This window comes from Mycobacterium sp. IS-2888, from assembly GCF_001954215.1.
Lineage (GTDB): Bacteria > Actinomycetota > Actinomycetes > Mycobacteriales > Mycobacteriaceae > Mycobacterium.
On record NZ_MBET01000051.1, the window covers coordinates 30,225 to 51,975 of the forward strand.

Consider the following 21,751-nt stretch of genomic DNA (forward strand, 5'->3'; position numbering starts at 1 on the left):
CCGAGATCGCCGTTGGCTGCCTTTTGAGCGAGGCGTTAGCCTCAGCGATAGCGGTGCGGGGAAGGCCGAGGAGGTGCCCGTGCTCTTCCGTCAGCTGGAGTACTTTGTTGCGGTCGCCCAGGAACGCCACTTCGCCCGGGCCGCAGAGAAATGCTATGTGTCGCAACCCGCGCTGTCCGCCGCGATCGCCAAGCTGGAACGCGAACTGAACGTGACCCTGATCAACCGCGGGCACAGCTTCGAGGGCCTCACGCCCGAAGGTGAGCGATTGGTCGTGTGGGCCAAGCGGATTCTCGCCGAGCACGATGCCTTCAAAGCCGAGGTGGATGCCGTGCGGTCCGGTATCACCGGCACGCTTCGGCTGGGTACGGTTCCCACCGCCTCGACGACGGCGTCGCTGGTGCTCTCGGCGTTCTGTTCGGCGCATCCGTTGGCGAAGGTGCAGATCAATTCCCGGCTGGCCGCCGCGGAGCTGTACCGGCGGCTGCGCGAATTCGAGCTGGACGCCGCCATCGTGCATGCCGCGCCCGAAGACGCTCACGACGTGGACCTGGTGCCGCTCTACCAGGAGCGCTACGTGCTGCTGTCGTCGGCGGAGATGTTGCCCTCCGGCGCATCGACACTGACGTGGCCGGACGCCGCCCAGCTGCCGCTCGCCTTGCTCACCGCGGACATGCGGGACCGCCAGATCATCGACGAAGCCTTCGCCGGCCACGGCCTGACGGTCACGCCGCAAGTCGAGACCGACTCCGTCGCATCGTTATTCGCTCAAGTCGCCAGTGGCAATTGGGCGTGCATCGTCCCGCACACGTGGTTGTGGACGTCGCCGCTGGCGGCGGAGATTCGCGCGGTCGAAATGGTCGATCCGGTGCTGAAAGCCGAGATCGCCTTGGCCACCAACTCCGCCGGGCCGGGATCACCGGTTGCCCGCGCGCTCGTCGCGTCCGCGCAACAACTGGCGCTCGACGAGTTTTTCGACACGCAGCTGCTCGGAATCACGCGTCGGCGCTGACCGCCGCGCTGGTCGGATTGAGGCTCGCCAGATGACCGCTTTCCACCCCCGCTGCCGGGTCGAGTCCGCAGTCGATGATCGCGGGGCCGTTCGAGGCGAGCGCCTCGGTCAGCGCCGACCGCAGCTCCGGCGGCGTGGTGACGTGGTATCCCTTGCCGCCGAACGCTTCTGCGATCAACTCGTGGCGGGCGCCGGCATGCAGCACGGTCGGCGCCGGGTCATTTCCCTTCGGCGCTTCGTCGCCGCGGTACACGCCGCCGTTGTTGAGGATGACGACCGTCACCGGCAGGCGATACCGGCAGATAGTCTCGACTTCCATCCCGGAGAAGCCAAAGGCGCTGTCGCCCTCGATCGCGACGACGGGCTTGCCGGTTTCGACCGCGGCTGCGATGGCGTAGCCCATGCCGATACCCATCACGCCCCACGTTCCGGTGTCGAGCCGGTGTCGCGGCAGCTGCATGTCGATCACGTTGCGGGCCAGGTCGAGCGCGTTGGCTCCCTCGTTGACCACATAGACTTCCGGGTTTTCCTGCAGCACAGAGCGAATCGCGCCGAGCGCGTTGTAGAACCGCATCGGGTGCGGGTCTTCGGCCAGTCGCTCGCGCATCTTCTCGTCGTTGCGCTCTTTGCGATCGGCTAGCTCGCCGGTCCATTCCGGGGGCACGGCGACCCGATGGGCGCCCAGGCCGTCCCGCAGCGCCGCCATCACCGACCCGATGTCGCCGGCCAGCGGAGCCGCGATCGGCTGGTTGCTGTCGAACTCCGATGCCGCAATGTCGACTTGGATGAACGCGGCATCGGCGGACCATTGCGGCGAGTCTCCGTGGCCGAGAAGCCAGTTGAGCCGCGCCCCGACCAGCAAGACCGCGTCCGCGCGCGCGATCGCCAGCGAGCGCGCGGCCGCGGCGGACTGCGGGTGGGAGTCCGGCAGCAGTCCCTTGGCCATCGACATCGGCAGGAACGGGATTCCGGTGGCTTCCACGAATTCCCGAATGACGCTGTCCGCCTGCGCATACGCCGCGCCCTTACCGAGGACGATCAGCGGTCGCTGCGCCCGCGCGAGCACGTCGAGGGCACGATCGACCGCCTCCGGCGCCGGCAGCTGGCGCGGCGCGGGGTCGACGACGCGCCAGATCGTGTCCGCTGCGGCGGAACTGTCCATGGCCTGGCCCAGAATCTCGCCGGGAATGTCGAGGTAGACCCCGCCCGGGCGGCCGGAGATCGCGGTTCGCATCGCGCGCGCGACGCCGCGGCCAATGTCCTCGATACGGCCGATTCGGTACGCCGCCTTCGCGAAAGGCCTTGCGGCATTGAGTTGGTCGAGGTCTTGGTAGTCACCGCGCTGCAAATCCACCGCCGCGCGATTGCTCGATCCCGAGATCTGGATCATGGGAAAACAATTCGTCGTGGCATTGGCCAGCGCAGGCAGGCCGTTGAGGAAGCCGGGCCCCGACGTCGTGAGGCAGATACCGGGGCGCCGGGTGAGAAACCCGGCGGCGGCGGCCGCGTTGCCCGCCGAGGCCTCCTGCCGAAAGCCGATGTAGCGGATGCCCGACGCCTGGGCGGTGCGGGCGAGGTCGGTGATCGGGATGCCGACTATTCCATAGATGGTGTCGATGTCGTTGGCCTTGAGCGCGTCCACCACAAGGTGGAAGCCGTCGGTCAAGCTCGTCGACTGCGGCCCTGCGCCGGGAGATCCCGAAACGGTACTCATGCTGGCGGCTCCTCTGCCTCGCGAATGCGTTGTCACCACTGTGGTCCGGAAGCCCTTCCGGTGTCCAAGACCAAGCCGCTATGCAGCGATTCACGCCGCTTATCGACATTGCCGGCCCATTCGATAGCTCCCGATTATCGATTGTCAGCGGATCGGTATTGGACGAACGGGGTGCCGAATGGGCATGGTGCCAATATGTCCGATGAATCCGCGAGCCCGCGCATCGCCGACCTGGTCGAGGTCGCCGCGTCCCGGCGGCCCGAGGCTCCCGCGCTGGTCGTCACCGCCGACCGGATACCGATCAGCTACCGCGACCTGACACGACTGGTCGATGACCTGGCCAAGCGGCTGCAGGACGCCGGCATCACGCGAGGCGACCGGATCGCGCTGCGCGCTGCCAGCAACACCGAATTCGTTGTCGGCTTGTTGGCCGCCTCGCGGGCGGACCTGGTCGCCGTCCCGCTGGACCCGGCGTTGCCCGTCGCTGAGCAGCGCGCCCGATGCGCGGCCGCAGGCGCCGCTGTCGTCCTCGTCGACGACCCCGACGGTCAGGGCGACATGGACGACCCTGAGTTGCGGTGGTGGCCGATCGCGGTGACCACACACGACGACACCGTTGCCGTGACCCTCGACGCCGCCGCACCGCCGAACCGCGACGTGCCCAAGCCCGAGGGGCTCCGGGACGACGACGCGATGATCATGTTCACGGGCGGCACCACCGGCGCGCCGAAGATGGTCCCCTGGACCCGCGGCAACATCGCCGCGTCTGTGCGGGCCATCATCGCCGGCTACCGGCTCGGCCCGCAGGACGCGACCGTCGCGGTGATGCCGCTCTACCACGGCCACGGGCTGCTGGCCGCCCTGCTGTCGACCCTGGCATCGGGGGGCACGGTGCTGCTGCCTGCCCGCGGGCGGTTCTCGGCCCACACGTTCTGGGACGACATCGACGCCGTCCAGGCCACGTGGTACACGGCGGTCCCGACGATTCACCAGATCCTGTTGGAGCGTGCCGCGACCGATCGGTCCGGTAGCAAGCGAGCCGCGTTGCGCTTCATCCGCAGCTGCAGCGCCCCGCTCACCCCGGAAACGGCGCAGGCGCTGCAAGCGGAGTTCTCGGCGCCCGTGGTGTGTGCTTTCGGCATGACCGAGGCCACCCACCAGGTGGCCACCACGGGCATCGACGACATCGAAAACCCGGCGGCGACAACGGGTCTCGTCGGTAGGTCGACCGGGCCCGAGATCCGGATCAACGGGTCCGGCGATCGCGTGGGGGAGGTGTGGCTGCGCGGTCCCACGGTGGTGCGCGGCTACCTCGGCGACCCGGCCATCACCGCCGCCAACTTCACCGACGGATGGCTGCGTACCGGCGATCTCGGATCGGTTTCGGCAGCAGGCGATTTGATCATTCGCGGCCGGATCAAGGAACTCATCAACCGGGGCGGTGAGAAGATCTCACCGGAGCGCGTCGAGGGCGTGCTGGCGAGCCATCCCGACATCATGGAGGTGGCTGTGTTCGGCGTTCCGGACAAGTTGTACGGGGAGAAGGTGGCCGCGGTGATCGTGCCCCGGGAGTCAGCTTCGCCGACGCCGGAGGGGTTAGCCGACTTCTGCCGGGATCGGTTGGCGCCCTTCGAGATTCCCGTGGAATTTCAGGAGGCGAGCGAACTGCCGCATACCCCGAAGGGCTCGCTCGACCGCCGGGCGGTAGCCGAACAGTTCGGCCCGAAGGCGTGAGCCGCCGCGACGGTTCCCCATGCGGCCCGCGCACCCGATTCGCCGACCCGGTAGCCCTGCACCAGCGTTGCCACCGCGGCGGCGATTACCAGCAGTCCCACGACGGTGCGCACACCGAGGTTCACGGCGCGGCCGCGCGCCTGGCGGATGTGCACAGCGGCCAGCACGATTACGGTGGCCACCAGCGCCCCTACCAGGTAGACGAGCGTTTCGCCGAGTTCCTGATGGTTCTTGATCGCGGGAGACGGACCGAGCTTGTCGCGCAACCACGCACCCGAGTTGGTCGTGATGGGCGTCAGGACGAGGGTCACCACGGCCAGCACAAGAACCAGCCAGATCAGCCGGCGCCGCGCGGCGGGCCACAGCGCGCAGAGGATCGCCAGGATCGCCGCCAGCGGAGCCAGCACGACGACGAAATGGTTGAACAGGATGTGCGCGGGAAGGCCGTTGATCGTCGACATGAAGATCAGGCCGACGTCTTCACCCTGGCGGCCGCCGACTCGGGCATGGGCTCGTAGCGGGCGAACGACCGTGTGAACGACGCGGCCCCGTGGGCCAGTGAGCGCAGGTCGATCGCGTACCGCGTCAACTCGACCTGGGGTACCTCGGCCCGCACCACGGTGCGTTCGTGGCCGGCGGTCTCGGTACCCAGCACGCGGCCGCGACGACTCGACAGGTCACCCAGCACCGCACCGACGAAGTCGTCGGGCACCAGCACCGAGATCTCGTCGATCGGTTCGAGCAGGGTCACCTTCGTCGCGGCGGCCGCCTCCCGCAGCGCCAGCGCACCCGCCGCCTGGAACGCGAAGTCCGAGGAATCCACGCTGTGGGCCTTGCCGTCGAACAGCGTGACGCGGATGTCGACCACCGGATAACCCGCGTGCACACCCTTTTCCATCTGCGCGCGGACGCCCTTCTCCACGCTCGGGATGAAGTTGCGCGGCACCGCGCCGCCGACCACCTTGTCGACGAACTCGAACCCGGAGCCTTCCGGCAGCGGCTCCACCTCGATGTCGCACACCGCGTACTGGCCGTGTCCGCCGGATTGCTTGATGTGACGGCCGTGGCCTTTTGCCTTGCCGCTGAAGGTTTCTCGCAGCGGCACCCGGAGTTCCACGGTATCCACCGTCACGCCGTATCGGTTGGACAGCGCGTCGAGGACAACGCCGGCGTGCGCTTCACCCATGCACCAGAGCACGATCTGGTGTGTTTCCTGGTTCTGTTCGATGCGCAGCGCCGGGTCTTCGGCGGCCAACCGTCCCAGCCCCACCGACAGTTTGTCCTCGTCGGTTTTGGCGTGCGCCTGGATCGCGACCGGCAGCAGCGGCTCGGGCATGGTCCAGGGCCTCAGCACCAGGGGTTCGGATTTGTCCGAGAGCGTGTCGCCGGTTTCGGCGCGGCTCAGCTTGCCGATCGCGCAGATGTCGCCCGCCACGACCGCGGGCGCGTTGCGCTGCTGCTTGCCGAGCGGGAAGGACAGAACACCGATGCGTTCGTCCTCGTCATGGTCGGGGTGCGAATGCCCGTTCCCGTTGGCGCCGCCGAAGAACGACGCAAAATGGCCCGACACGTGAACCGTCGCGTCGGGCCTGATGGTCCCGGAGAACACCCGGACCAGGCTGACCCGGCCGACGTAGGGGTCCGACGTCGTCTTCACCACCTCGGCCAGCAGGGGCGCATCGGCGTCGCAGGCCAGCTGGGCGTGCGGGGCGCCCTGCGGCGTAAAGACCTCCGGTAGCGGGTGTTCCATCGGAGACGGGAATCCGCGGGTGGCGATCTCCAGTAATTCCAGGGTGCCGACGCCGGTGCCGCTGCAGACCGGGATGACCGGGAAGAAGGAACCGCGGGCAACGGCCCGCTCCAGGTCCTCGATCAGGACCGACTCGTCGATCGTCTCGCCGCCGAGATAGCGCTCCATCAGGGACTCGTCCTCGGACTCCTCGATGATTCCCTCGATCAGGGTGCCGCGTGCCTCCTCGATCCGATCGGCGTCCGACTCCTCCGGCGATTGCGTCGTCCGCTTGCCGTTCTCGTACTTGTAATACGTCTGCGACAACAACCCGATCAGACCGCTGCAGCTGGGCAGTCCGGTCGGCAGGTAGAGCGGTAACACCTTGTCCCCGAACGCATTTTGCGCCGCGGCCAGTGCCTCCTGGTAGTTCGCCCGGGCGTGGTCGAGCTTGGTGATCACCACCGCGCGGGGCATGCCGACCTGGTCGCACTCCTGCCAGAGGGACTTGGTCGGCTCGTCGACGCCCTCGTTCGCCGCGATCACGAACAGTGCGCAATCCGCGGCCCGCAGCCCGGCCCGCAGCTCACCCACGAAATCGGCATACCCGGGTGTGTCCACCAGGTTGACCTTGATGCCGTCGTGCGAGAGCGACGCCACCGCGACGCCCACCGACCGCTGCTGGCGGATCTCCGCGTCGTCGTAGTCGCACACCGTCGTGCCGTCCACCACCGAGCCCGCTCGGGTCAACACCCCGGAGGCCACCAGCAGAGCCTCGACCAGCGTGGTCTTGCCGCCGCCCGACGGCCCCACCAGCACCACGTTGCGCACATCGCGTGGACTGTTCGCGGTGGGAGCGGCTCCCGCCCCCTGGGAAGCGTTCGCCTTTTCCGCCATGACGTTCCTCCAGTTCCGCTGGCTCGCTTCGCTCGGCACAGGGTCGCTATCGCGTAAGCAACTTTTCCCCCAACTGCCGCCCAACACAAGGCCACCTGCCGGTCACAATCGGGTTGGCCGGCGCGAATCGCGCAGGACCGGCAGGCCGTGCCGACGCCGCCCGCTCAGGCGTGCCAGCTTGCCCAGCGGCGCACGGTGACCGCGATGACCGCACCGTTCAGCGAAACGGATTGGTACTGAGGGTATTTCGCGCGCAGCAGCCGATACCCCGTGTGCATCGCCGGGCCGTCGGAATGAATCGCGGCCACACCGTCGGCGCGGACCCACCACAGCCGCGTCCAGTCGTCGGCGTAGTGGTCGACGAGCAAGCTGACCTGTGGATTGCTTTCGATGTTGGCCAATCGGCGCAGCCGTTGCGTCGTTTTCGGTTTCGCATCGACCGCGGTGTAGACGACGCCATGGTCGCCGGCGGCGTCATCGTCGAGGGCGAACACCACCGGCACCAGATGAGGTCTGCCGTCGGGCGCGACCGTGGCCAGCCGGGCTACCGGGGACTGTGTGAATCTGACCAAAGGGTCGAATTCGCCCACGACGTCAGCTTAGAAGTCAGCTAAGGAGCTGGGCTAGGTTAGCCGCATGCGGGCGGAGACCCAGATCACCAACCTCCTGTATCGGTACGCCGAATGCATCGACAGTGGCGACCTGGCCGGGGCGGCCGAGCTGTTCGGGCACGCCCGCATCCGGGTCGCAGCCGAGGAGACCGTCGATGCGGCCCAGCTGCTGAGGATCTGGAAGTCACTGATCGTCCTGTACGCCGATGGGACGCCCCGAACCAAGCACGTGACCACCAATCCGATCATCGAGGTCGACGAGGAGGCCGGTACCGCGAGTTGCCGCAGCTACTACACGGTGCTGCAACAGACCGACGAGTCCCCGCTGCAGACGATCGTCGCCGGCCGCTACCACGACCGCTTCGAACGCGTCGACGGCCGTTGGCGGTTCTCCTTCCGCGACCTGACCATGATCGACATGATCGGCGATGTCAGCCGCCATCTCGCGCATCCCATTTCTCCGGCACGACCAGGCTGAACGCGCTCGGAGATCGGCGAAGATCCCGGAGTTGCCAATGCTCTGCATAGCAACCTGCACTACGGTTGTACGGAGTAATTAGTGCCGCCCAGACCCGGAGCCTGGGCCGATTCTGGTTCTTACCGCGACGCAGGAGGTACGGGGATGAGCAAAGGGCACCGCCGCCCAGTCTGGTGGACAGGGCTGGTCAGCGTGCTGGCTGTGGCCGGACTGAGCCTGGGCCTGACGACGGTGCCGGCGACCGCCGCCCCGTCCGGGCCGTCCATCGCGCTCGACCGGTACGCCGACCGGCCCCTGATACCGCTCGACCCCTCGGCGATAGTCGGCCAGGTCGGGCCGCAGGTGGTCGACATCAGCACGAAGTTCGGCTACAACAACGCGGTCGGCGCCGGAACCGGCATCGTCATCGATCCGGGCGGTGTCGTGCTGACCAACAACCACGTGATCTCGGGCGCCACCGACATCAGCGCGTTCGCGGTGGGCAACGGCCAAACCTACGGCGTCGACGTGGTCGGCTATAGCCGAAGCGCCGATGTCGCGGTCCTGCAGCTGCGCGGCGGGGGTGGGCTGCCCAACGCCGCGATCGGTGGCGGGGTCGCCGTCGGAGATCCTGTCGTGGCGCTCGGCAACGCCGGCGGCCAGGGCGGGACGCCCAGCGCGGTGAGCGGCAAGGTGATCGCGCTCAACCAGACGGTCTCGGCGACCGACACGTTGACCGGCGCCGACGAGACGCTGGGAGGCCTGATCCAGGCCGACGCCCCGATCCGGCCGGGCGACTCCGGCGGTCCGATGGTCAACAACAGCGGTCAGGTGATCGGCATGAACACCGCGGCCACCGACAGCTACAAGATGTCCAAGGGACAGGGCTTCGCCATTCCGATCGGTACCGCGATGGCGGTAGCCGGGCAGATCCGATCGGGCGCCGGCTCGAACACGGTGCACGTCGGCCCGACGGCATTCCTCGGCTTGGGCGTGATGGACAACGGTGGCAACGGCGCACGGGTCGAACGCGTGGTCAACGGTGGGCCCGCGGCGGCAGCCGGGATCGCACCGGGCGACGTCATCACCGGTGTCGACGGCACCCCGATCACCGGTGCCACCGCGATGACGGAAGTGCTCGTTCCCCATCACCCGGGGGACACGATCGTGGTGCACCTGCGTGGAAACGGCGGTGACCGCACCGCGAACGTGACGCTGGCGGAGGGACCTCCGGCCTGACTCCCGCGCGGATACCGCCCGGCGGCACGCTAATTCGCTTGCCGCCAGGGAAGTTTCCCCGCGTGATTCCAAAACTCCGGCCTCGGGTACACGTGGCATCGTGGAATTGATGAACGACGCAAGAGACGCTGTCGAACACCATCCCGCCGGGGGCAGTCACGTGGAAGGGGGCGTCGTCGAGCACCCGAGCGCCGACGATTTCGGCGACGCCGCCGTACTGCCCGCCGATCCGACCTGGTTCAAACATGCGGTGTTCTACGAGGTGTTGGTCCGGGCGTTCTTCGACGCCAGCGCCGACGGCTGCGGCGATCTTCGTGGGCTGATCGACCGCCTGGACTATCTGCAATGGCTCGGCATCGACTGCATCTGGCTGCCGCCGTTCTACGACTCGCCACTGCGCGACGGCGGCTATGACATCCGCGACTTCTACAAGGTGCTACCCGAGTTCGGCACCGTCGACGATTTCGTCGCGCTGCTCGACGCCGCCCACCAACGCGGCATCCGCGTCATCACCGACCTGGTGATGAACCACACCTCGGAGTCGCACCCGTGGTTTCAGGAGTCGCGCCGCGATCCCGACGGGCCGTACGGCGACTACTACGTCTGGAGCGACACCAGCGAGAAGTACACGGACGCCCGGATCATCTTCGTCGACACCGAAGAGTCGAACTGGACGTTCGACCCGGTCCGCCGCCAGTTCTACTGGCACCGGTTCTTCTCCCACCAGCCAGACCTCAACTACGACAACCCCGCCGTGCAGGAAGCGATGATCGACGTCATCCGCTTCTGGCTCGACCTCGGTATCGACGGGTTTCGGCTGGACGCTGTGCCCTATCTGTTCGAGCGCGAGGGCACCAATTGCGAGAACCTGCCCGAGACGCACGCGTTCCTCAAGCGCGTCCGCAAGGTCGTCGACGACGAGTTTCCCGGCCGGGTGCTGCTGGCCGAGGCCAACCAGTGGCCGGCCGATGTCGTGGAGTATTTCGGCGACCCCAGCACCGGCGGCGACGAATGCCACATGGCATTTCACTTCCCGCTGATGCCGCGCATCTTCATGGCCGTCCGCCGCGAATCCCGTTTTCCGATCTCGGAGATCCTGGCGCAGACGCCCGAGATCCCGGACCTGGCCCAGTGGGGGATTTTCTTGCGCAACCACGACGAGCTGACGCTCGAAATGGTGACCGACGAAGAACGCGACTACATGTACTCCGAGTACGCCAAGGATCCGCGGATGAAGGCGAACGTCGGAATTCGTCGCCGGCTCGCGCCCCTGCTGGACAACGACCGCAACCAGATCGAGCTGTTCACCGCGTTGCTGCTCTCGCTACCCGGCTCGCCCGTCCTCTACTACGGCGACGAGATCGGCATGGGCGACGTGATCTGGCTGGGGGATCGCGACGGGGTGCGCACCCCGATGCAGTGGACACCGGACCGCAACGCGGGCTTCTCCACCGCCAACCCCGGTCGGCTCTACCTGCCGCCGAGCCAGGACTCGGTCTATGGCTATCAGGCCGTCAACGTGGAGGCCCAACGCGACACGTCGACCTCGCTGCTCAACTTCACCCGCACGATGCTGGCCGTCCGCCGCCGCCACGCCGCCTTCGCGATCGGCACATTCGAGGAACTGGGCGGGTCGAACCCGTCGGTCCTGGCGTTCGTGCGCCAAGCGGGAGACGACGGCGACACCGTGCTGTGCGTCAACAACCTGTCGCGATTTCCGCAGCCCATCGAGCTGAGCCTGCAGCACTGGAGCGGCCACACGCCCATCGAACTCACCGGGCAGGTGGAGTTCCCGCGCATCGGCCACTTGCCCTATCTGCTCACACTGCCGGGACACGGTTTCTACTGGTTCCAGCTGTCCCCTTCCGAGGAGAACGCATGAGTCTGCCAGCCAAGCTGCCTTGGTCTGAGTGGCTGCCACAGCAGCGTTGGTACGCCGGCCGCAACCGGGAGCTGGTCTCCGCCGAGGCCGGGTTGGTTGTCCCGCTGCGGGAGGACCTCGATCTGGTGCTGGTCGACGCCCGCTACGCCGACGGTTCCTCGGAGCGTTACCAGGTGATCGTGGGGTGGGACTTTGCGCCGCTGTCCGAATACAGCACGGTCGCCACGATCGGCGCCGCCGACGACCGCACCGGAATCGACGCCCTCTACGACGCCGACGCGCCGCAATTTCTGCTGTCGCTGGTCGACTCGTCGGCCGCGCGCGCCTCGTCGGGCGCCGAGCTCAGGTTCGTCAAGGAACCCGACGTCGAACTCCCGCTGCAGGCGATGCCCCACGTCTCGGATGCCGAGCAGAGCAACACCAGCGTGATCTTCGACCGGGACGCGATCTTCAAGGTTTTCCGTCGGGTCAGCGGCGGCATCAACCCCGACATCGAACTGAACCGGGTACTGGGCCGGGCCGGCAACCCGCACGTGGCTCGGCTGCTGGGCACCTACGAGATCGACGCGCCGGATGTGTTCGGTGACCAGACGTGCCCACTGGGCATGGTCACCGAGTTCGCGTCCAATGCGGCCGAGGGGTGGGCGATGGCCACCGCCAGCGTGCGCGACCTGTTCGCGGAGGCCGATCTGTATGCCTATGAAGTCGGCGGCGATTTCGCCGGCGAGTCCAACCGGCTCGGCGAAGCCGTCGCGTCCGTGCACGCCACCCTGGCGGAGTGTCTTGGGACGGCGCAGGTGAATTTCCCGCTGGACAACGTCTTGGCGCGGCTGTCGTCGACTGTGGCGCTCGTCCCGGAACTGCGGGAGTACGCCCCGACGATCGAAGAGCGATTCGGCAAGCTCGCCGACGAGGCGATCACCGTGCAGCGGATACACGGCGACCTGCATCTGGGACAGGTGCTGCGTACCCCGGAGAGCTGGCTGCTGATCGACTTCGAGGGTGAGCCCGGTCAGCCGCTGGACGAGCGGCGGGCACCCGATTCCCCACTGCGCGACGTCGCCGGGGTCTTGCGCTCGTTCGAGTACGCGGCCTACGGCCCGCTCGTGGACCAGGGCCCTAAAAACACGGACAAGCAACTGGCCGCCCGAGCCCGCGAATGGGTCGAGCGCAACCGCACCGCGTTCTGCGACGGCTACGCCGCCGCGTCGGGCATCGACCCGCGGGATTCGGCCTTGCTGCTGGCCGCCTACGAACTCGACAAGGCGGTCTACGAGGCCGGCTATGAGGCGCGGCATCGACCCGGCTGGCTGCCGATCCCGCTGCGGTCCATCGCGCGGCTCACGGCTGCGTAGCGTCCGCCCCGCCGCCCGCGGTCTGCAAGCATGTCGGTGTGGCGAGTGAGATTTTCGATAGTGAGGCGCGGTTGTCGTGGGTGCTGGCCGGGCTGGCCGGCGTGCTGGGGGCGACGGCCTTTACCCATTCCGCCGGCTATTTCGTGACGTTCATGACTGGGAACGCCCAACGCGCCGTGCTGGGGTACTTCCGCCACGACGTGGTCTTGTCGATCACCGCCGCGGTGCTGATGCTGTGCTTCGTGGCGGGCGTGGTGGTCGCGTCGGTGTGCAGGCGGCATTTCTGGGTGGCGCATCCGCACGGCCCGACCGTGCTGACGACCTGCAGTCTGGTGGCCGCCACGGTGGTCGACGTCATCAATGAGGGGTGGAAAGACAATCCTCTCGATTTCGCGCCAATCATGCTGGTGGTCTTCGGCATTGGGGCTTTGAACACGTCGTTCGTCAAGGATGGCGAGGTGTCGGTTCCCCTGAGTTATGTGACCGGCACGCTGGTCAAGATGGGCCAGGGCATCGAACGCCACATCGCCGGCGGAAGCGCATCGGACTGGCTCGGCTACTTCCTGCTGTTCGCCAGCTTCGTCGCCGGCGCGACCGTGGGCGGTGCTATCAGCCTGATCGTCAACGGCACCTTGATGCTGGTGGTCGCCTCGGTCGTGTGCGCGTTGACCACCGGATACACCTACTTCCACCAGGATCGCCGGGCTCTGCTGGACGAGTCGGGGCAGTGAAAAAGCATCGGCAGCAGCGCTGACCGGGGCGCTGCTGCCGATGCTGACTAGGGGGGGTCAGGCGGCTCTTAGGCGGAGTTGTTGCCGCTGTTGAGCACCTGAATGATGTCGGGCTTCATCGCAACCAACTGGGCGTTCCAGTAGGGCCACGAGTGCGTCCCGTTGGCCGGGAAGTTGAACACGCCGTTGCGTCCACCCGCGGCCACGTAGTTGTTCTGGAAGGTTTCGTTGGTGCGCAGTGTCAGGCCTTCCAGGAACTTCGCCGGCATGTTGTCGCCGCCGAGGTCGCTGGGTGTGCCGTTGCCGCAGTACATCCAGATCCGGGTGTTGTTGGCGACCAGCCGCGGAATCTGGACCATCGGGTCGTTGCGCTTCCACGCCGGGTCGGAGGACGGACCCCACATGCTGTTGGCGTTGTAACCGCCCGAGTCGGTCATCGCCAACCCGATCAGCGTCGGCCACCAGCCCTCGGACGGGTTGACGAAGCCCGACAGCGACGCGGCGTACGGGAACTGCTGCGGGTAGTACGCGGCCAGGATCAGCGAAGAGCCGCCCGACATCGACAGACCCACCACCGCGTTGCCGAACGGCGAAACCTGCTTGTTCGCCTGCAGCCAGGTGGGCATCTCCTGGGTCAGGAACGTCTCCCACTTGTAGGTGTAGTTCTGACCGTTGCCCTGCGACGGCTGGTACCAGTTGCTGTAGAAGCTCGACTGGCCACCGACGGGCATGATCACCGACAGTCCGGACTGGTAGAACTCCTCGAAGGCCGGCGTGTTGATGTCCCAGCCGTTGTAGTCGTCCTGGGCCCGCAGCCCGTCGAGCAGGTAGACCGCGTGCGGCCCGCCGCCCTGGAACTGAACCTTGATGTTGCGGCCCATCGACGGCGACGGCACCTGCAGATATTCCACTGGAAGACCCGGCTTGGAGAATGCCCCCGCGATCGCCGAGCCGCCGACGGCACCGACCAGACCGCTCAACAGGGCGGCCCCGATGGCCGCAACAGCCATCCGGCGCGGCATGGTTGCCGCTGCGCCACGCAACTTCTCAACGAACTTCATAGCTCCTACCCATCCTTCATCTGCCGCGAGCAGCGGTCGAATCCGTTCTCGGGGAGTGAAACACAGGGACAGCGCGCAAATCGGCTGTCACGGCCGGAGTTTGAAGTCGCGGTTAGGCAACGATTGGGCGTCGGCCCGAAATCGTCACGGTCCGATCACAATTGGCTATCGGAAGCGCCCCGCCGCCTTCACATGAGATGGCAACTGCGCTATCGCATTTCGCTAGGCGACGAGGCGCCGCGACAGTGTCGAGGCCGTCGCAATTCCGATGACCGCAGCCACCGCCAACACGACGATGTCCAACGGGTGCAGTGGTGTGCCGATCAAAAAGGCCCGCAGGGCGTCGACCTCGTAGCTCAACGGGTTGACCACGCTCAGCGCGCGCAACCACCCGGGCATCACGTCGACCGGGTACAACGCATTGGAGGCGAAGAACAGCGGCATCGTGATGGCCTGCCCGATGCCCATCAGCCGATCGCGACTGCGAACCAGCCCGGCCAGCGTCATCGACAGGCAGGCGAAGAACGCGGCACCAAGCATGACGGTCGCCATCGCCGCCAGCACCCGCAGCGGATTCATGGTCAGCCCGATACCCATCACATACGCCAGCGCAAGTACGCCGACAACCTGTGCGACCGATCGCACCCCGGCCGCGAAAGCCTTTCCGGTGATGAGCGCCGACGCGGGCGACGGTGTCACCATGAGTTTGGCGAGCACGCCGGCGTCGCGGTCCCAGATGATCTGGATGCCATAGAAGATCGAGATGAACAGCGCCGACTGAGCGATGATGCCGGGCGCCAGGAAGGCCAGATAGGACACCGACCCGGTGTTGATGACGTGCAACTTGCTGAACGTGGTACCGAAGATCAGCAGCCACAGCGCCGGTTGGATCATGCGGGTGAGAAGTTCCGTCCGGTCGTGCTGCAGCTTCTGCATTTCCACGATGGCGAATGCCCCGATGCGGCCCGCTGTCGCGCGGACTCGATGCCATCCGCGCGGCGCGCGAATTACGACCGCCGGGGCCGTGTAGGCATGGTCAACTGGCACGGCTGGCAACCCTTCTGCTGGACCGGATTTCGCGGAAATCGGACGGCGCCTGCGTGAGATCAGAGGCGGCGTAGTGCCGGAACACATCCTCGAGCGTCGCACCGGGCGACACCTTGGACACCTGGGCCTTCAAGTCGGCGGGCGTACCCACCGCGCGCAACACGCCGCGATGCATCAGCGCGACGCGATCGCACAACGCGTCGGCCTCTTCCATGTAATGGGTGGTGAGCAATACGGTCATGCCGAACCGCGCCTGCATGTTCTGCACTTGCGTCCACACGCCGTCACGGGCGATGGGGTCCAGCCCGACCGTCGGCTCATCGAGCACCAGCAGCGACGGGCGGTTCACCAGCGCCTGGGCCACTTCCAGCCGGCGCACCATGCCGCCGGAGTAGGTCCCCGCTAGCCGGTCGGCCACGTCGAGCAACTCCATGGCGGCCAGTGCCTGCTCGACGCGCTCGGCGCGATCGGCGCGGGAAACGCCGTACAACCGGGCGAACCACTCCACGTTCTGGCGACCCGTCAAGGCCGGCTCGATCGAAAGTTGTTGTGGCACATAGCCGATATTGCTTCGGATATCGGTGGTCTGGCGGCGGGAGTCCAGTCCGAAGACGCGTAATTCACCCTGCTGGATGGGGGTCAGCGTGGTGAACATTCGCACCAGGGTGGTCTTTCCCGCGCCGTTGGGCCCCAGCAGGCCCATCGTCTCGCCGGGGCGCACTTGCAATGTCAGGTCGTCGACCGCGGTGAACTGGCCATAGCGGTAGGTCAGGTGCCGGCAGTCGATAGCCATCGGCAGGCTCATGAGCTTCGCTCCCGCAATCGTCGGGTCATCGTGTCCAGTACCTCCAATCCCTTTGTCAGGGATTCGATTTGGTCGTCGTCCAGCTCGCCGAGCACCTCGGCCATCAGCGCTCGCCGCGCGGCGCGTGATGCGTCGACGACCTGCTGGGTGGGCCCGGCGAGCCGTAGCTGGCAGGCGCGCCGGTCGGTCTCGTCCACCGTCCGGATCAGCCACCCGTTCGCCACCAGCTTGGAGACCAGGGTTGAGGCGGTGTTGGGTACCAGCCCTAGCTCCGCGGCGGCGCGGCGCACCGAGATCCCCGGTCGCCGCCCGACGAGCCACAACAGCTCGGACTGCGACTCGGTGAGCCGCCCGGAATCCAGGCCGCGACCGGCCGATCGGCGGAGCTGCCGGCGGAGTCGTCCGACCACGCCGAACACCTCGGTGACCAAGTCGGTGCGCGTCTGCATATCGTCCATAATAGCTCTGTTTCCGAGCTAAATATGTGTGCGAGCTGTGCGGGAGTTAGACGTCCGCTACTTTTCGAGGCGATGGAGATCGACGCCGGTGAGCACGCCATTCTCGAGGCTCGCGGTCATGTAAGTGCAGAACGGTTGCCGTCGCCGATCGGTGGGGGAACCGGGATTGAGCAGCCGCAACCCCGTGTGTGTCGTCGAATCCCACGGGATGTGACTGTGCCCGAACACCAGCACATCGCTGTCGGGATAGAGCCGCGACATGCGCGCCTCCCGTCCCGCCGCGGCGCCCGCCTCATGAACCACCGTGAGGTGCAAGCCCTCCAGCATCGCGTCGGCCCGTTCGGGCAACCGCGCGCGCAACGCGGGCCCGTCGTTGTTGCCCCAACATGCCACCAGCCGGGCGGCCCTGGCTTCCAGCTCGTCGAGCAGCTCGGGCACCACCCAGTCGCCGGCGTGCACGACCACATCCGAGTCGGCGACCTCATCCCACACCCGCGCGGGCAGGTCGCGAGCCCGTCGCGGGACATGGGTATCGGCGATCAGTAGGAGCCTCACGAGTTCTATGCTTACCCGCGAGCAGAGGAGAACACCGAATGCGCACCTTCGAGTCAGTCGCCGACCTCGCCGCCGCGGCGGGCGAAACGATCGGGCAGAGCGACTGGGTGACCATCACCCAGAAAGACGTCAATCTGTTCGCCGACGCGACCGGCGATCACCAATGGATCCACGTCGACCCGGAGAAAGCGGCCGCCGGCCCGTTCGGCGGCACCATCGCCCACGGTTTCATGACCTTGTCGCTGTTGCCGCGCCTGCAGCACCAGATGTACACGGTCAAGGGCATCAAGCTCGCGATCAACTACGGCCTCAACAAGGTTCGCTTCCCCGCGCCGGTACCGGTCGGCTCTCGAGTGCGGGCGCAGAGCTCGTTGGTCAGCGTCGACGACCTCGGCAACGGTGCTGTGCAGGCGATCGTGTCGACCACCGTCGAGATCGATGGATCGCCCAAGCCGGCGTGCGTGGCCGAAAGTATCGTCCGCTACATCTCCTGACGCAGCTGCGCCGTCGCCGAGATTGCCGCCATGGCTGTGGTCGGCGCCCGAATCACGACCCTCACGGCAATCTCGCCGCGCCGCGCCGTCAGAACTCCGCGATCGAGTGTTCCAGGCGCTCGGCCAGCCGGGCCTGGGCCTCCGCGCGCCGGGTGGGGATGTGCTGCGACGGGAAAAGCGTTGTCACGGGCTGATATTCGCGCAGCGTGCGGCGGGCTACCGTCATCTTGTGCAATTCGGTGGCACCGTCGGCGATGCCCAGGGACTCGGCGGCCACCAGCATCTTGATGAACGGCATCTCGTCGGAGACGCCGAGCGCGCCGTGCAGGTGCAACGCGCGCTGCGCGACATCGTGGAGCACCTGGGGCATGGCGACCTTCACCGCGGCGATGTCGCGGCGCACCTTCTGGTAGTCGTGATGCTTGTCGATCAACCACGCGGTGCGCAGCACCAGCAGCCGGAACTGCTCGATCTGAATCCAGCTGTCGGCGATCTTCTCCTGCGTCATCTGGAAGTCGGACAGATGGCCATTCCTGGTCTTGCGCGACACCGCGCGCTCGCACATCATGTCAAAAGCCTTGCGTGCCAAGGCGATTGTACGCATCGCGTGGTGGATGCGGCCGCCGCCGAGGCGGGTCTGCGCGATCATGAAGGCCGAGCCCTCGCCACCCAGCACATGATCGGCCGGTACCCGGACGTCGTTGTAACGGACGTAGCCATGCGAACCGTGCTTCGACTCGCCTCCCACCCCGACGTTGCGGATGATCTCGATGCCCGGCGTCTCGCCCGGAACGATGAACAGCGACATCTTGTCGTAGGTGCGGGCGTCGGGTTTGGTGACGGCCATGACGATGAAGAACGACGCATGCTTGGCGTTGGAGGAGAACCACTTCTCGCCGTTGATCACCCAGTCGTCACCGTCGCGGGTTGCGCTCGTCACGAACATCCCGGGATCGGAGCCGCCCTGCGGCTCGGTCATCGAGTAGCAGGAGGAGATCTCGCCATCGAGCAGTGGCTGCAAATAGCGCGCCTTCTGCTCGTCGGTGCCGAACAGCGCGAGGATCTCGGCGTTGCCCGAGTCGGGTGCCTGGCAGCCGAACACTGAAGGTGCCCAACGGGAGCGCCCGAGGATTTCGTTGAGCAGGGCCAGCTTGACCTGGCCGAAGCCCTGACCGCCGAGCTCGGGTCCCAGATGCGCGGCCCACAGGCCTTGCTCCTTCACCTGCTGCTGTAACGGCCGCAGGATGGCCATCATTTCGGCGTTCTGTTTGTCGTAAGGATCAAGGGCGACGAGATCGAGCGGTTCCAGCTCGTCGACCATGAATTTCTCGACCCAGTCCAGCTTCGCCTGGTATTCGGGGTCTGTTTCGAAGTCCCACACCGTGGCCAACCGTTCTCCAGCGCAGCTCCGCGCCGGCCTCGTCGATCAAGCCATCGTAGATGCGCCCGCGCAGCTACCTCGACCCGGCGCCGCTCACCACCAGTGCAGCTTGGGTAACACGTTGGTGCCATAGAACTCGATCGCGCCGACGGGGTCGTCCTGCGGGAAGTGCAGAAACGGGACGGCACCGGCGTCGAGCACCGCTTGCACCGCCTTGATATGTGTGTCGGGGTCGGTGCCGACCGTCCAGTTGGCGAGCACCTTGTCGATCGGGTTCGATTCGGCGGCGCGCTGGATCTCGACGGGATTGGGCTGGTCGACGGCCCCGGCGGTGAACCGCCACAGGGCGGCGGCGCGCGCGGCGGCCGTGCTGTCGCCGACAACGGCGAACATTTCGGCGCGCTTACCCAGGCCGGCGGGATCGCGGCCCGCGGCTTTCGCGCCGGCCGCGAACGCGGCGACAAGCTTCGGGTTGGTCACGTCGTGGGCCTGCGTGATCCATCCGTCGCCGTACTGGCCGGCCAGCGTCGCGCTTTTGGGCCCGCCGGCCGCCACGAAAATCGGTGGCGGCGTTTCGGGAAGGTCGTAGAGCTTCAACGAGTTCGTCTGAAAATAGCGGCCGGCGAACGAAATTCGTGAGCCGCTCCACAGCTGGCGGATCAATCCGATGGCCTCGACCAACCGGTCGTGGCGCTCGGCGTATTTGCCGAACACGTTGGTGGTGGCCTGCTCGTTGAGCCGTTCGCCGGTGCCCACGCCCAAGAACACCCGTCCCGGGTTGAGGATCGCCAGCGAGGCGAACGCCTGCGCCACCGTCGCCGGGTGATAGCGGTAGGTGGGGCAGGTCACGCCGGTGCCGAAGGAAACGCGGCTGGTGTTGGCACCGACCAACGCCAGCGTCAGCCACGGGAACATCGAATGGCCCTCGTTGTCCTGCCAGGGCTGGATGTGGTCGCTGGCCCATACGTATCGGAAACCCGCGTCTTCGGCCGCTCGGGCTTGTGCCACCAGCCGATCGGTGCGGAATTGCTCGTGCGAGAGCACGAATCCCACGCCCTTGCCCGCCGGCACCGGCGCGGTGGGCCCGGAGCGGTCCGCCCCGCGTTTGCCGCAAGCGCCCGACAATCCGAGCATGCCCGCACCCGCGGCCATCCGGCCGAACGTCCGCCGTGAGATCCCAGTCATCGGGCCGGAATACCCGTCGCGCCGCCGGCGACACTCGCTAGCCTGACTTGTGTGAGTCCACGGGCGCGCCCGGCGCGTAAAGACGATCTCGGCGCGCTGGCGCGCACGTTAGCCCGCGCGTTCTACGACGATCCGGTGATGATCTGGCTCCTCCCCGACGAGAAGGCCCGGATCGCGCAACTGCGTCGCATGTTCACGGCGATGACCCGGCACCACCATCTGGCCCTCGGCGGCGTGGAGGTGGCCTGCGACGGGCCGGGCGTGGGCGCGGCGGCGCTGTGGGATCCGCCGAATCACTGGCAGGAAACGCGGTGGGGGCAGTGGGCGATGAAACCGACGTTCATCCGCGTGTTCGGTCTTCGGTCGATGCGCGGGCGCGCGGTGCAGGAACTGATGAAACGCGTCCACCCCGAAGAGCCGCACTGGTATCTGGCCGTGATCGGTAGCGATCCGTCGGTACGCGGCCAGGGCTTCGGTCAGGTCCTGATGCGGTCCCGCCTGGACCGCGTTGACGCCGAACACGCACCGGCTTATCTCGAGTCGACGAAACGCGAAAACGTGCCGTATTACGAACGTTTCGGCTTCACGGTGACCCGTGAGATCGTGCTTCCCGACGGCGGCCCGACGATGTGGGCGATGTGGCGGGCGCCGCGGTAGCGGTTCACGGACTGCTTCGCCAGCCGGCGATGCCGATGGTGATCAACCGCAGTTGTTTGACCGCAAGCCGGCGCACGTCTTCCAGCGCCTCGCTGCTCTGGGCGTCCTCGATGGCCTCGGCGATGACGATCATCGCGTTGACGAACAGCGTCGCAAGCACGTTGAGATCCTCGGTGCTCCACTCGTGCAGGCCGGGAAATCGCGCCAGGTCGGTGGCCAGCTCCGAGGTGATCAGGCGCAACTCGGTGCGGATCGCGTAGCGCAGCACGGTGACTCCGCCCGAGCGCTCCCGATAGATGAACCGCCAGTGCTCGCGGCGTTCGGTGATGCTGGCGACGACGATCTCGACCGACGACTCGATCACGCGGGTGGGGTCGAGCTTGCCCGCCCGCGCCCCGCGCAGCGTGTCCCGCAGGGTGCGAAACGACTCGTCGATCAACACCAGCCCGAGCGCCTCCATCGACTCGAAATGGCGATAGAACGCGGCGGGCACGATCCCGACCTCCCGAGTCACCTCACGCAGGCTCAGGCTGGAAAAGCTGCGGTCCTGCAGGAGCTTGAGGGCCGCGGCGATGATGGCACGCCTGGTGGCCTCCTTGCGCTCGCCGCGCGAGGGGCTTTCGCGTGCGCTCTCGCGGCCGGACTTACGCGACCGTGAGCCAGGAGTACGACTGTTCACTATTGTGAACCCTACCACATACGGGTAGAAACCCTTGACTAGCTGGGGCGGGCGGGCGCACGGTGTAC

Annotated in this window: 21 protein-coding genes; 9 read left to right on the forward strand and 12 right to left on the reverse strand. The window is 66.9% G+C overall.

Going from position 1 to position 21,751, the window contains the following annotated elements:
* Window positions 1-79: 79 nt before the first annotated feature.
* Entirely contained in the window at window positions 80-1,012 is a 933-nt protein-coding gene (locus A5745_RS08000; RefSeq protein WP_076115714.1) for a LysR family transcriptional regulator, read from the forward strand.
* Here the strand turns inward: A5745_RS08000 and oxc are convergent.
* Entirely contained in the window at window positions 996-2,726 is a 1,731-nt protein-coding gene (oxc, locus tag A5745_RS08005; protein ID WP_076115676.1) for an oxalyl-CoA decarboxylase, read from the reverse strand. The two genes, A5745_RS08000 and oxc, sit on opposite strands and share 17 nt — an antisense overlap.
* A gap of 195 nt (window positions 2,727-2,921) precedes the next feature.
* Here oxc and A5745_RS08010 point away from each other — a divergent pair, with 195 nt between their 5' ends.
* Window positions 2,922-4,460 carry a FadD7 family fatty acid--CoA ligase gene (locus A5745_RS08010; RefSeq protein WP_083662800.1) on the forward strand — a complete coding sequence of 513 codons (1,539 nt, stop codon included), beginning with the start codon at window positions 2,922-2,924 and terminating at the stop codon, window positions 4,458-4,460.
* Here the strand turns inward: A5745_RS08010 and A5745_RS08015 are convergent.
* The 3 genes from A5745_RS08015 to A5745_RS08025 all read right to left on the reverse strand — a co-directional run bounded on the left by A5745_RS08015 (window position 4,376) and on the right by A5745_RS08025 (window position 7,676).
* On the reverse strand, window positions 4,376-4,921 hold the full coding sequence (locus A5745_RS08015; protein WP_076115678.1) for a DUF2231 domain-containing protein: 546 nt from the start codon (window positions 4,919-4,921) through the stop codon (window positions 4,376-4,378). The two genes, A5745_RS08010 and A5745_RS08015, sit on opposite strands and share 85 nt — an antisense overlap.
* A gap of 5 nt (window positions 4,922-4,926) precedes the next feature.
* Complete coding sequence (locus tag A5745_RS08020; protein ID WP_076115679.1) at window positions 4,927-7,086, reverse strand: elongation factor G-like protein EF-G2; 2,160 nt, start codon at window positions 7,084-7,086, stop codon at window positions 4,927-4,929.
* Window positions 7,087-7,250: 164 nt separating this feature from the next.
* Window positions 7,251-7,676, reverse strand: a complete 426-nt coding sequence (locus tag A5745_RS08025) for a TIGR03668 family PPOX class F420-dependent oxidoreductase (protein WP_076115680.1) — start codon at window positions 7,674-7,676, stop codon at window positions 7,251-7,253.
* Between the two features lie 46 nt (window positions 7,677-7,722).
* Here A5745_RS08025 and A5745_RS08030 point away from each other — a divergent pair, with 46 nt between their 5' ends.
* The 5 genes from A5745_RS08030 to A5745_RS08050 all read left to right on the forward strand — a co-directional run bounded on the left by A5745_RS08030 (window position 7,723) and on the right by A5745_RS08050 (window position 13,361).
* Entirely contained in the window at window positions 7,723-8,175 is a 453-nt protein-coding gene (locus tag A5745_RS08030; protein WP_076061340.1) for a nuclear transport factor 2 family protein, read from the forward strand.
* Window positions 8,176-8,319: 144 nt separating this feature from the next.
* The gene (locus A5745_RS08035; protein ID WP_076115681.1) at window positions 8,320-9,393 is read left to right on the forward strand and encodes a S1C family serine protease; all 1,074 of its coding nucleotides are present in this window, start codon (window positions 8,320-8,322) and stop codon (window positions 9,391-9,393) included.
* 109 nt (window positions 9,394-9,502) lie between these two features.
* Window positions 9,503-11,275 carry a maltose alpha-D-glucosyltransferase gene (gene treS / locus A5745_RS08040; protein ID WP_076061408.1) on the forward strand — a complete coding sequence of 591 codons (1,773 nt, stop codon included), beginning with the start codon at window positions 9,503-9,505 and terminating at the stop codon, window positions 11,273-11,275.
* A complete protein-coding gene (locus A5745_RS08045; RefSeq protein ID WP_076061337.1) occupies window positions 11,272-12,630 on the forward strand; it encodes a maltokinase in 1,359 nt (452 codons plus the stop codon). Before treS ends, A5745_RS08045 begins: the two co-directional genes overlap by 4 nt.
* A 38-nt stretch (window positions 12,631-12,668) precedes the next feature.
* Window positions 12,669-13,361 carry a YoaK family protein gene (locus A5745_RS08050; RefSeq protein ID WP_076061335.1) on the forward strand — a complete coding sequence of 231 codons (693 nt, stop codon included), beginning with the start codon at window positions 12,669-12,671 and terminating at the stop codon, window positions 13,359-13,361.
* Between the two features lie 68 nt (window positions 13,362-13,429).
* Here the strand turns inward: A5745_RS08050 and ag85C are convergent, their stop codons facing one another.
* From ag85C to A5745_RS08075, 5 genes are all read right to left on the reverse strand, one after another.
* Window positions 13,430-14,422, reverse strand: coding sequence for a diacylglycerol acyltransferase/mycolyltransferase Ag85C (gene ag85C / locus A5745_RS08055; protein ID WP_076061333.1), 993 nt, complete (start codon window positions 14,420-14,422; stop codon window positions 13,430-13,432).
* 222 nt (window positions 14,423-14,644) lie between these two features.
* Window positions 14,645-15,469 (reverse strand): ABC transporter permease, encoded by an 825-nt coding sequence (locus tag A5745_RS08060; RefSeq protein WP_076115682.1) that lies wholly within the window; start codon window positions 15,467-15,469, stop codon window positions 14,645-14,647.
* Window positions 15,459-16,274: an ATP-binding cassette domain-containing protein gene (locus A5745_RS08065; RefSeq protein WP_076061329.1), complete on the reverse strand. Its 816-nt coding sequence runs from the start codon at window positions 16,272-16,274 to the stop codon at window positions 15,459-15,461. Before A5745_RS08065 ends, A5745_RS08060 begins: the two co-directional genes overlap by 11 nt.
* Window positions 16,271-16,732, reverse strand: a complete 462-nt coding sequence (locus A5745_RS08070; protein WP_076115683.1) for a MarR family winged helix-turn-helix transcriptional regulator — start codon at window positions 16,730-16,732, stop codon at window positions 16,271-16,273. The genes A5745_RS08065 and A5745_RS08070 overlap by 4 nt, the downstream gene beginning before the upstream one ends.
* A gap of 57 nt (window positions 16,733-16,789) precedes the next feature.
* Window positions 16,790-17,287, reverse strand: coding sequence for a metallophosphoesterase (locus A5745_RS08075; protein WP_076061325.1), 498 nt, complete (start codon window positions 17,285-17,287; stop codon window positions 16,790-16,792).
* Window positions 17,288-17,325: 38 nt separating this feature from the next.
* Here A5745_RS08075 and A5745_RS08080 point away from each other — a divergent pair, with 38 nt between their 5' ends.
* Window positions 17,326-17,781 carry a MaoC family dehydratase gene (locus tag A5745_RS08080; RefSeq protein ID WP_076061323.1) on the forward strand — a complete coding sequence of 152 codons (456 nt, stop codon included), beginning with the start codon at window positions 17,326-17,328 and terminating at the stop codon, window positions 17,779-17,781.
* 88 nt (window positions 17,782-17,869) lie between these two features.
* On the opposite strand, the gene A5745_RS08085 is transcribed toward A5745_RS08080, so the two are convergent.
* Together A5745_RS08085 and A5745_RS08090 are read right to left on the reverse strand one after the other, a co-directional pair.
* Window positions 17,870-19,162 (reverse strand): acyl-CoA dehydrogenase family protein, encoded by a 1,293-nt coding sequence (locus tag A5745_RS08085; protein ID WP_076115715.1) that lies wholly within the window; start codon window positions 19,160-19,162, stop codon window positions 17,870-17,872.
* Between the two features lie 93 nt (window positions 19,163-19,255).
* A complete protein-coding gene (locus A5745_RS08090) occupies window positions 19,256-20,347 on the reverse strand; it encodes a F420-dependent hydroxymycolic acid dehydrogenase (protein ID WP_076115684.1) in 1,092 nt (363 codons plus the stop codon).
* Between the two features lie 51 nt (window positions 20,348-20,398).
* On the opposite strand from A5745_RS08090, the gene A5745_RS08095 reads away from it, so the two are divergent.
* The gene (locus A5745_RS08095; RefSeq protein WP_076061319.1) at window positions 20,399-21,004 is read left to right on the forward strand and encodes a GNAT family N-acetyltransferase; all 606 of its coding nucleotides are present in this window, start codon (window positions 20,399-20,401) and stop codon (window positions 21,002-21,004) included.
* A gap of 4 nt (window positions 21,005-21,008) precedes the next feature.
* Here A5745_RS08095 and A5745_RS08100 read toward each other — a convergent pair whose 3' ends face one another.
* Window positions 21,009-21,683: a TetR family transcriptional regulator gene (locus tag A5745_RS08100; protein WP_076061317.1), complete on the reverse strand. Its 675-nt coding sequence runs from the start codon at window positions 21,681-21,683 to the stop codon at window positions 21,009-21,011.
* Window positions 21,684-21,751 lie beyond the last annotated feature (68 nt).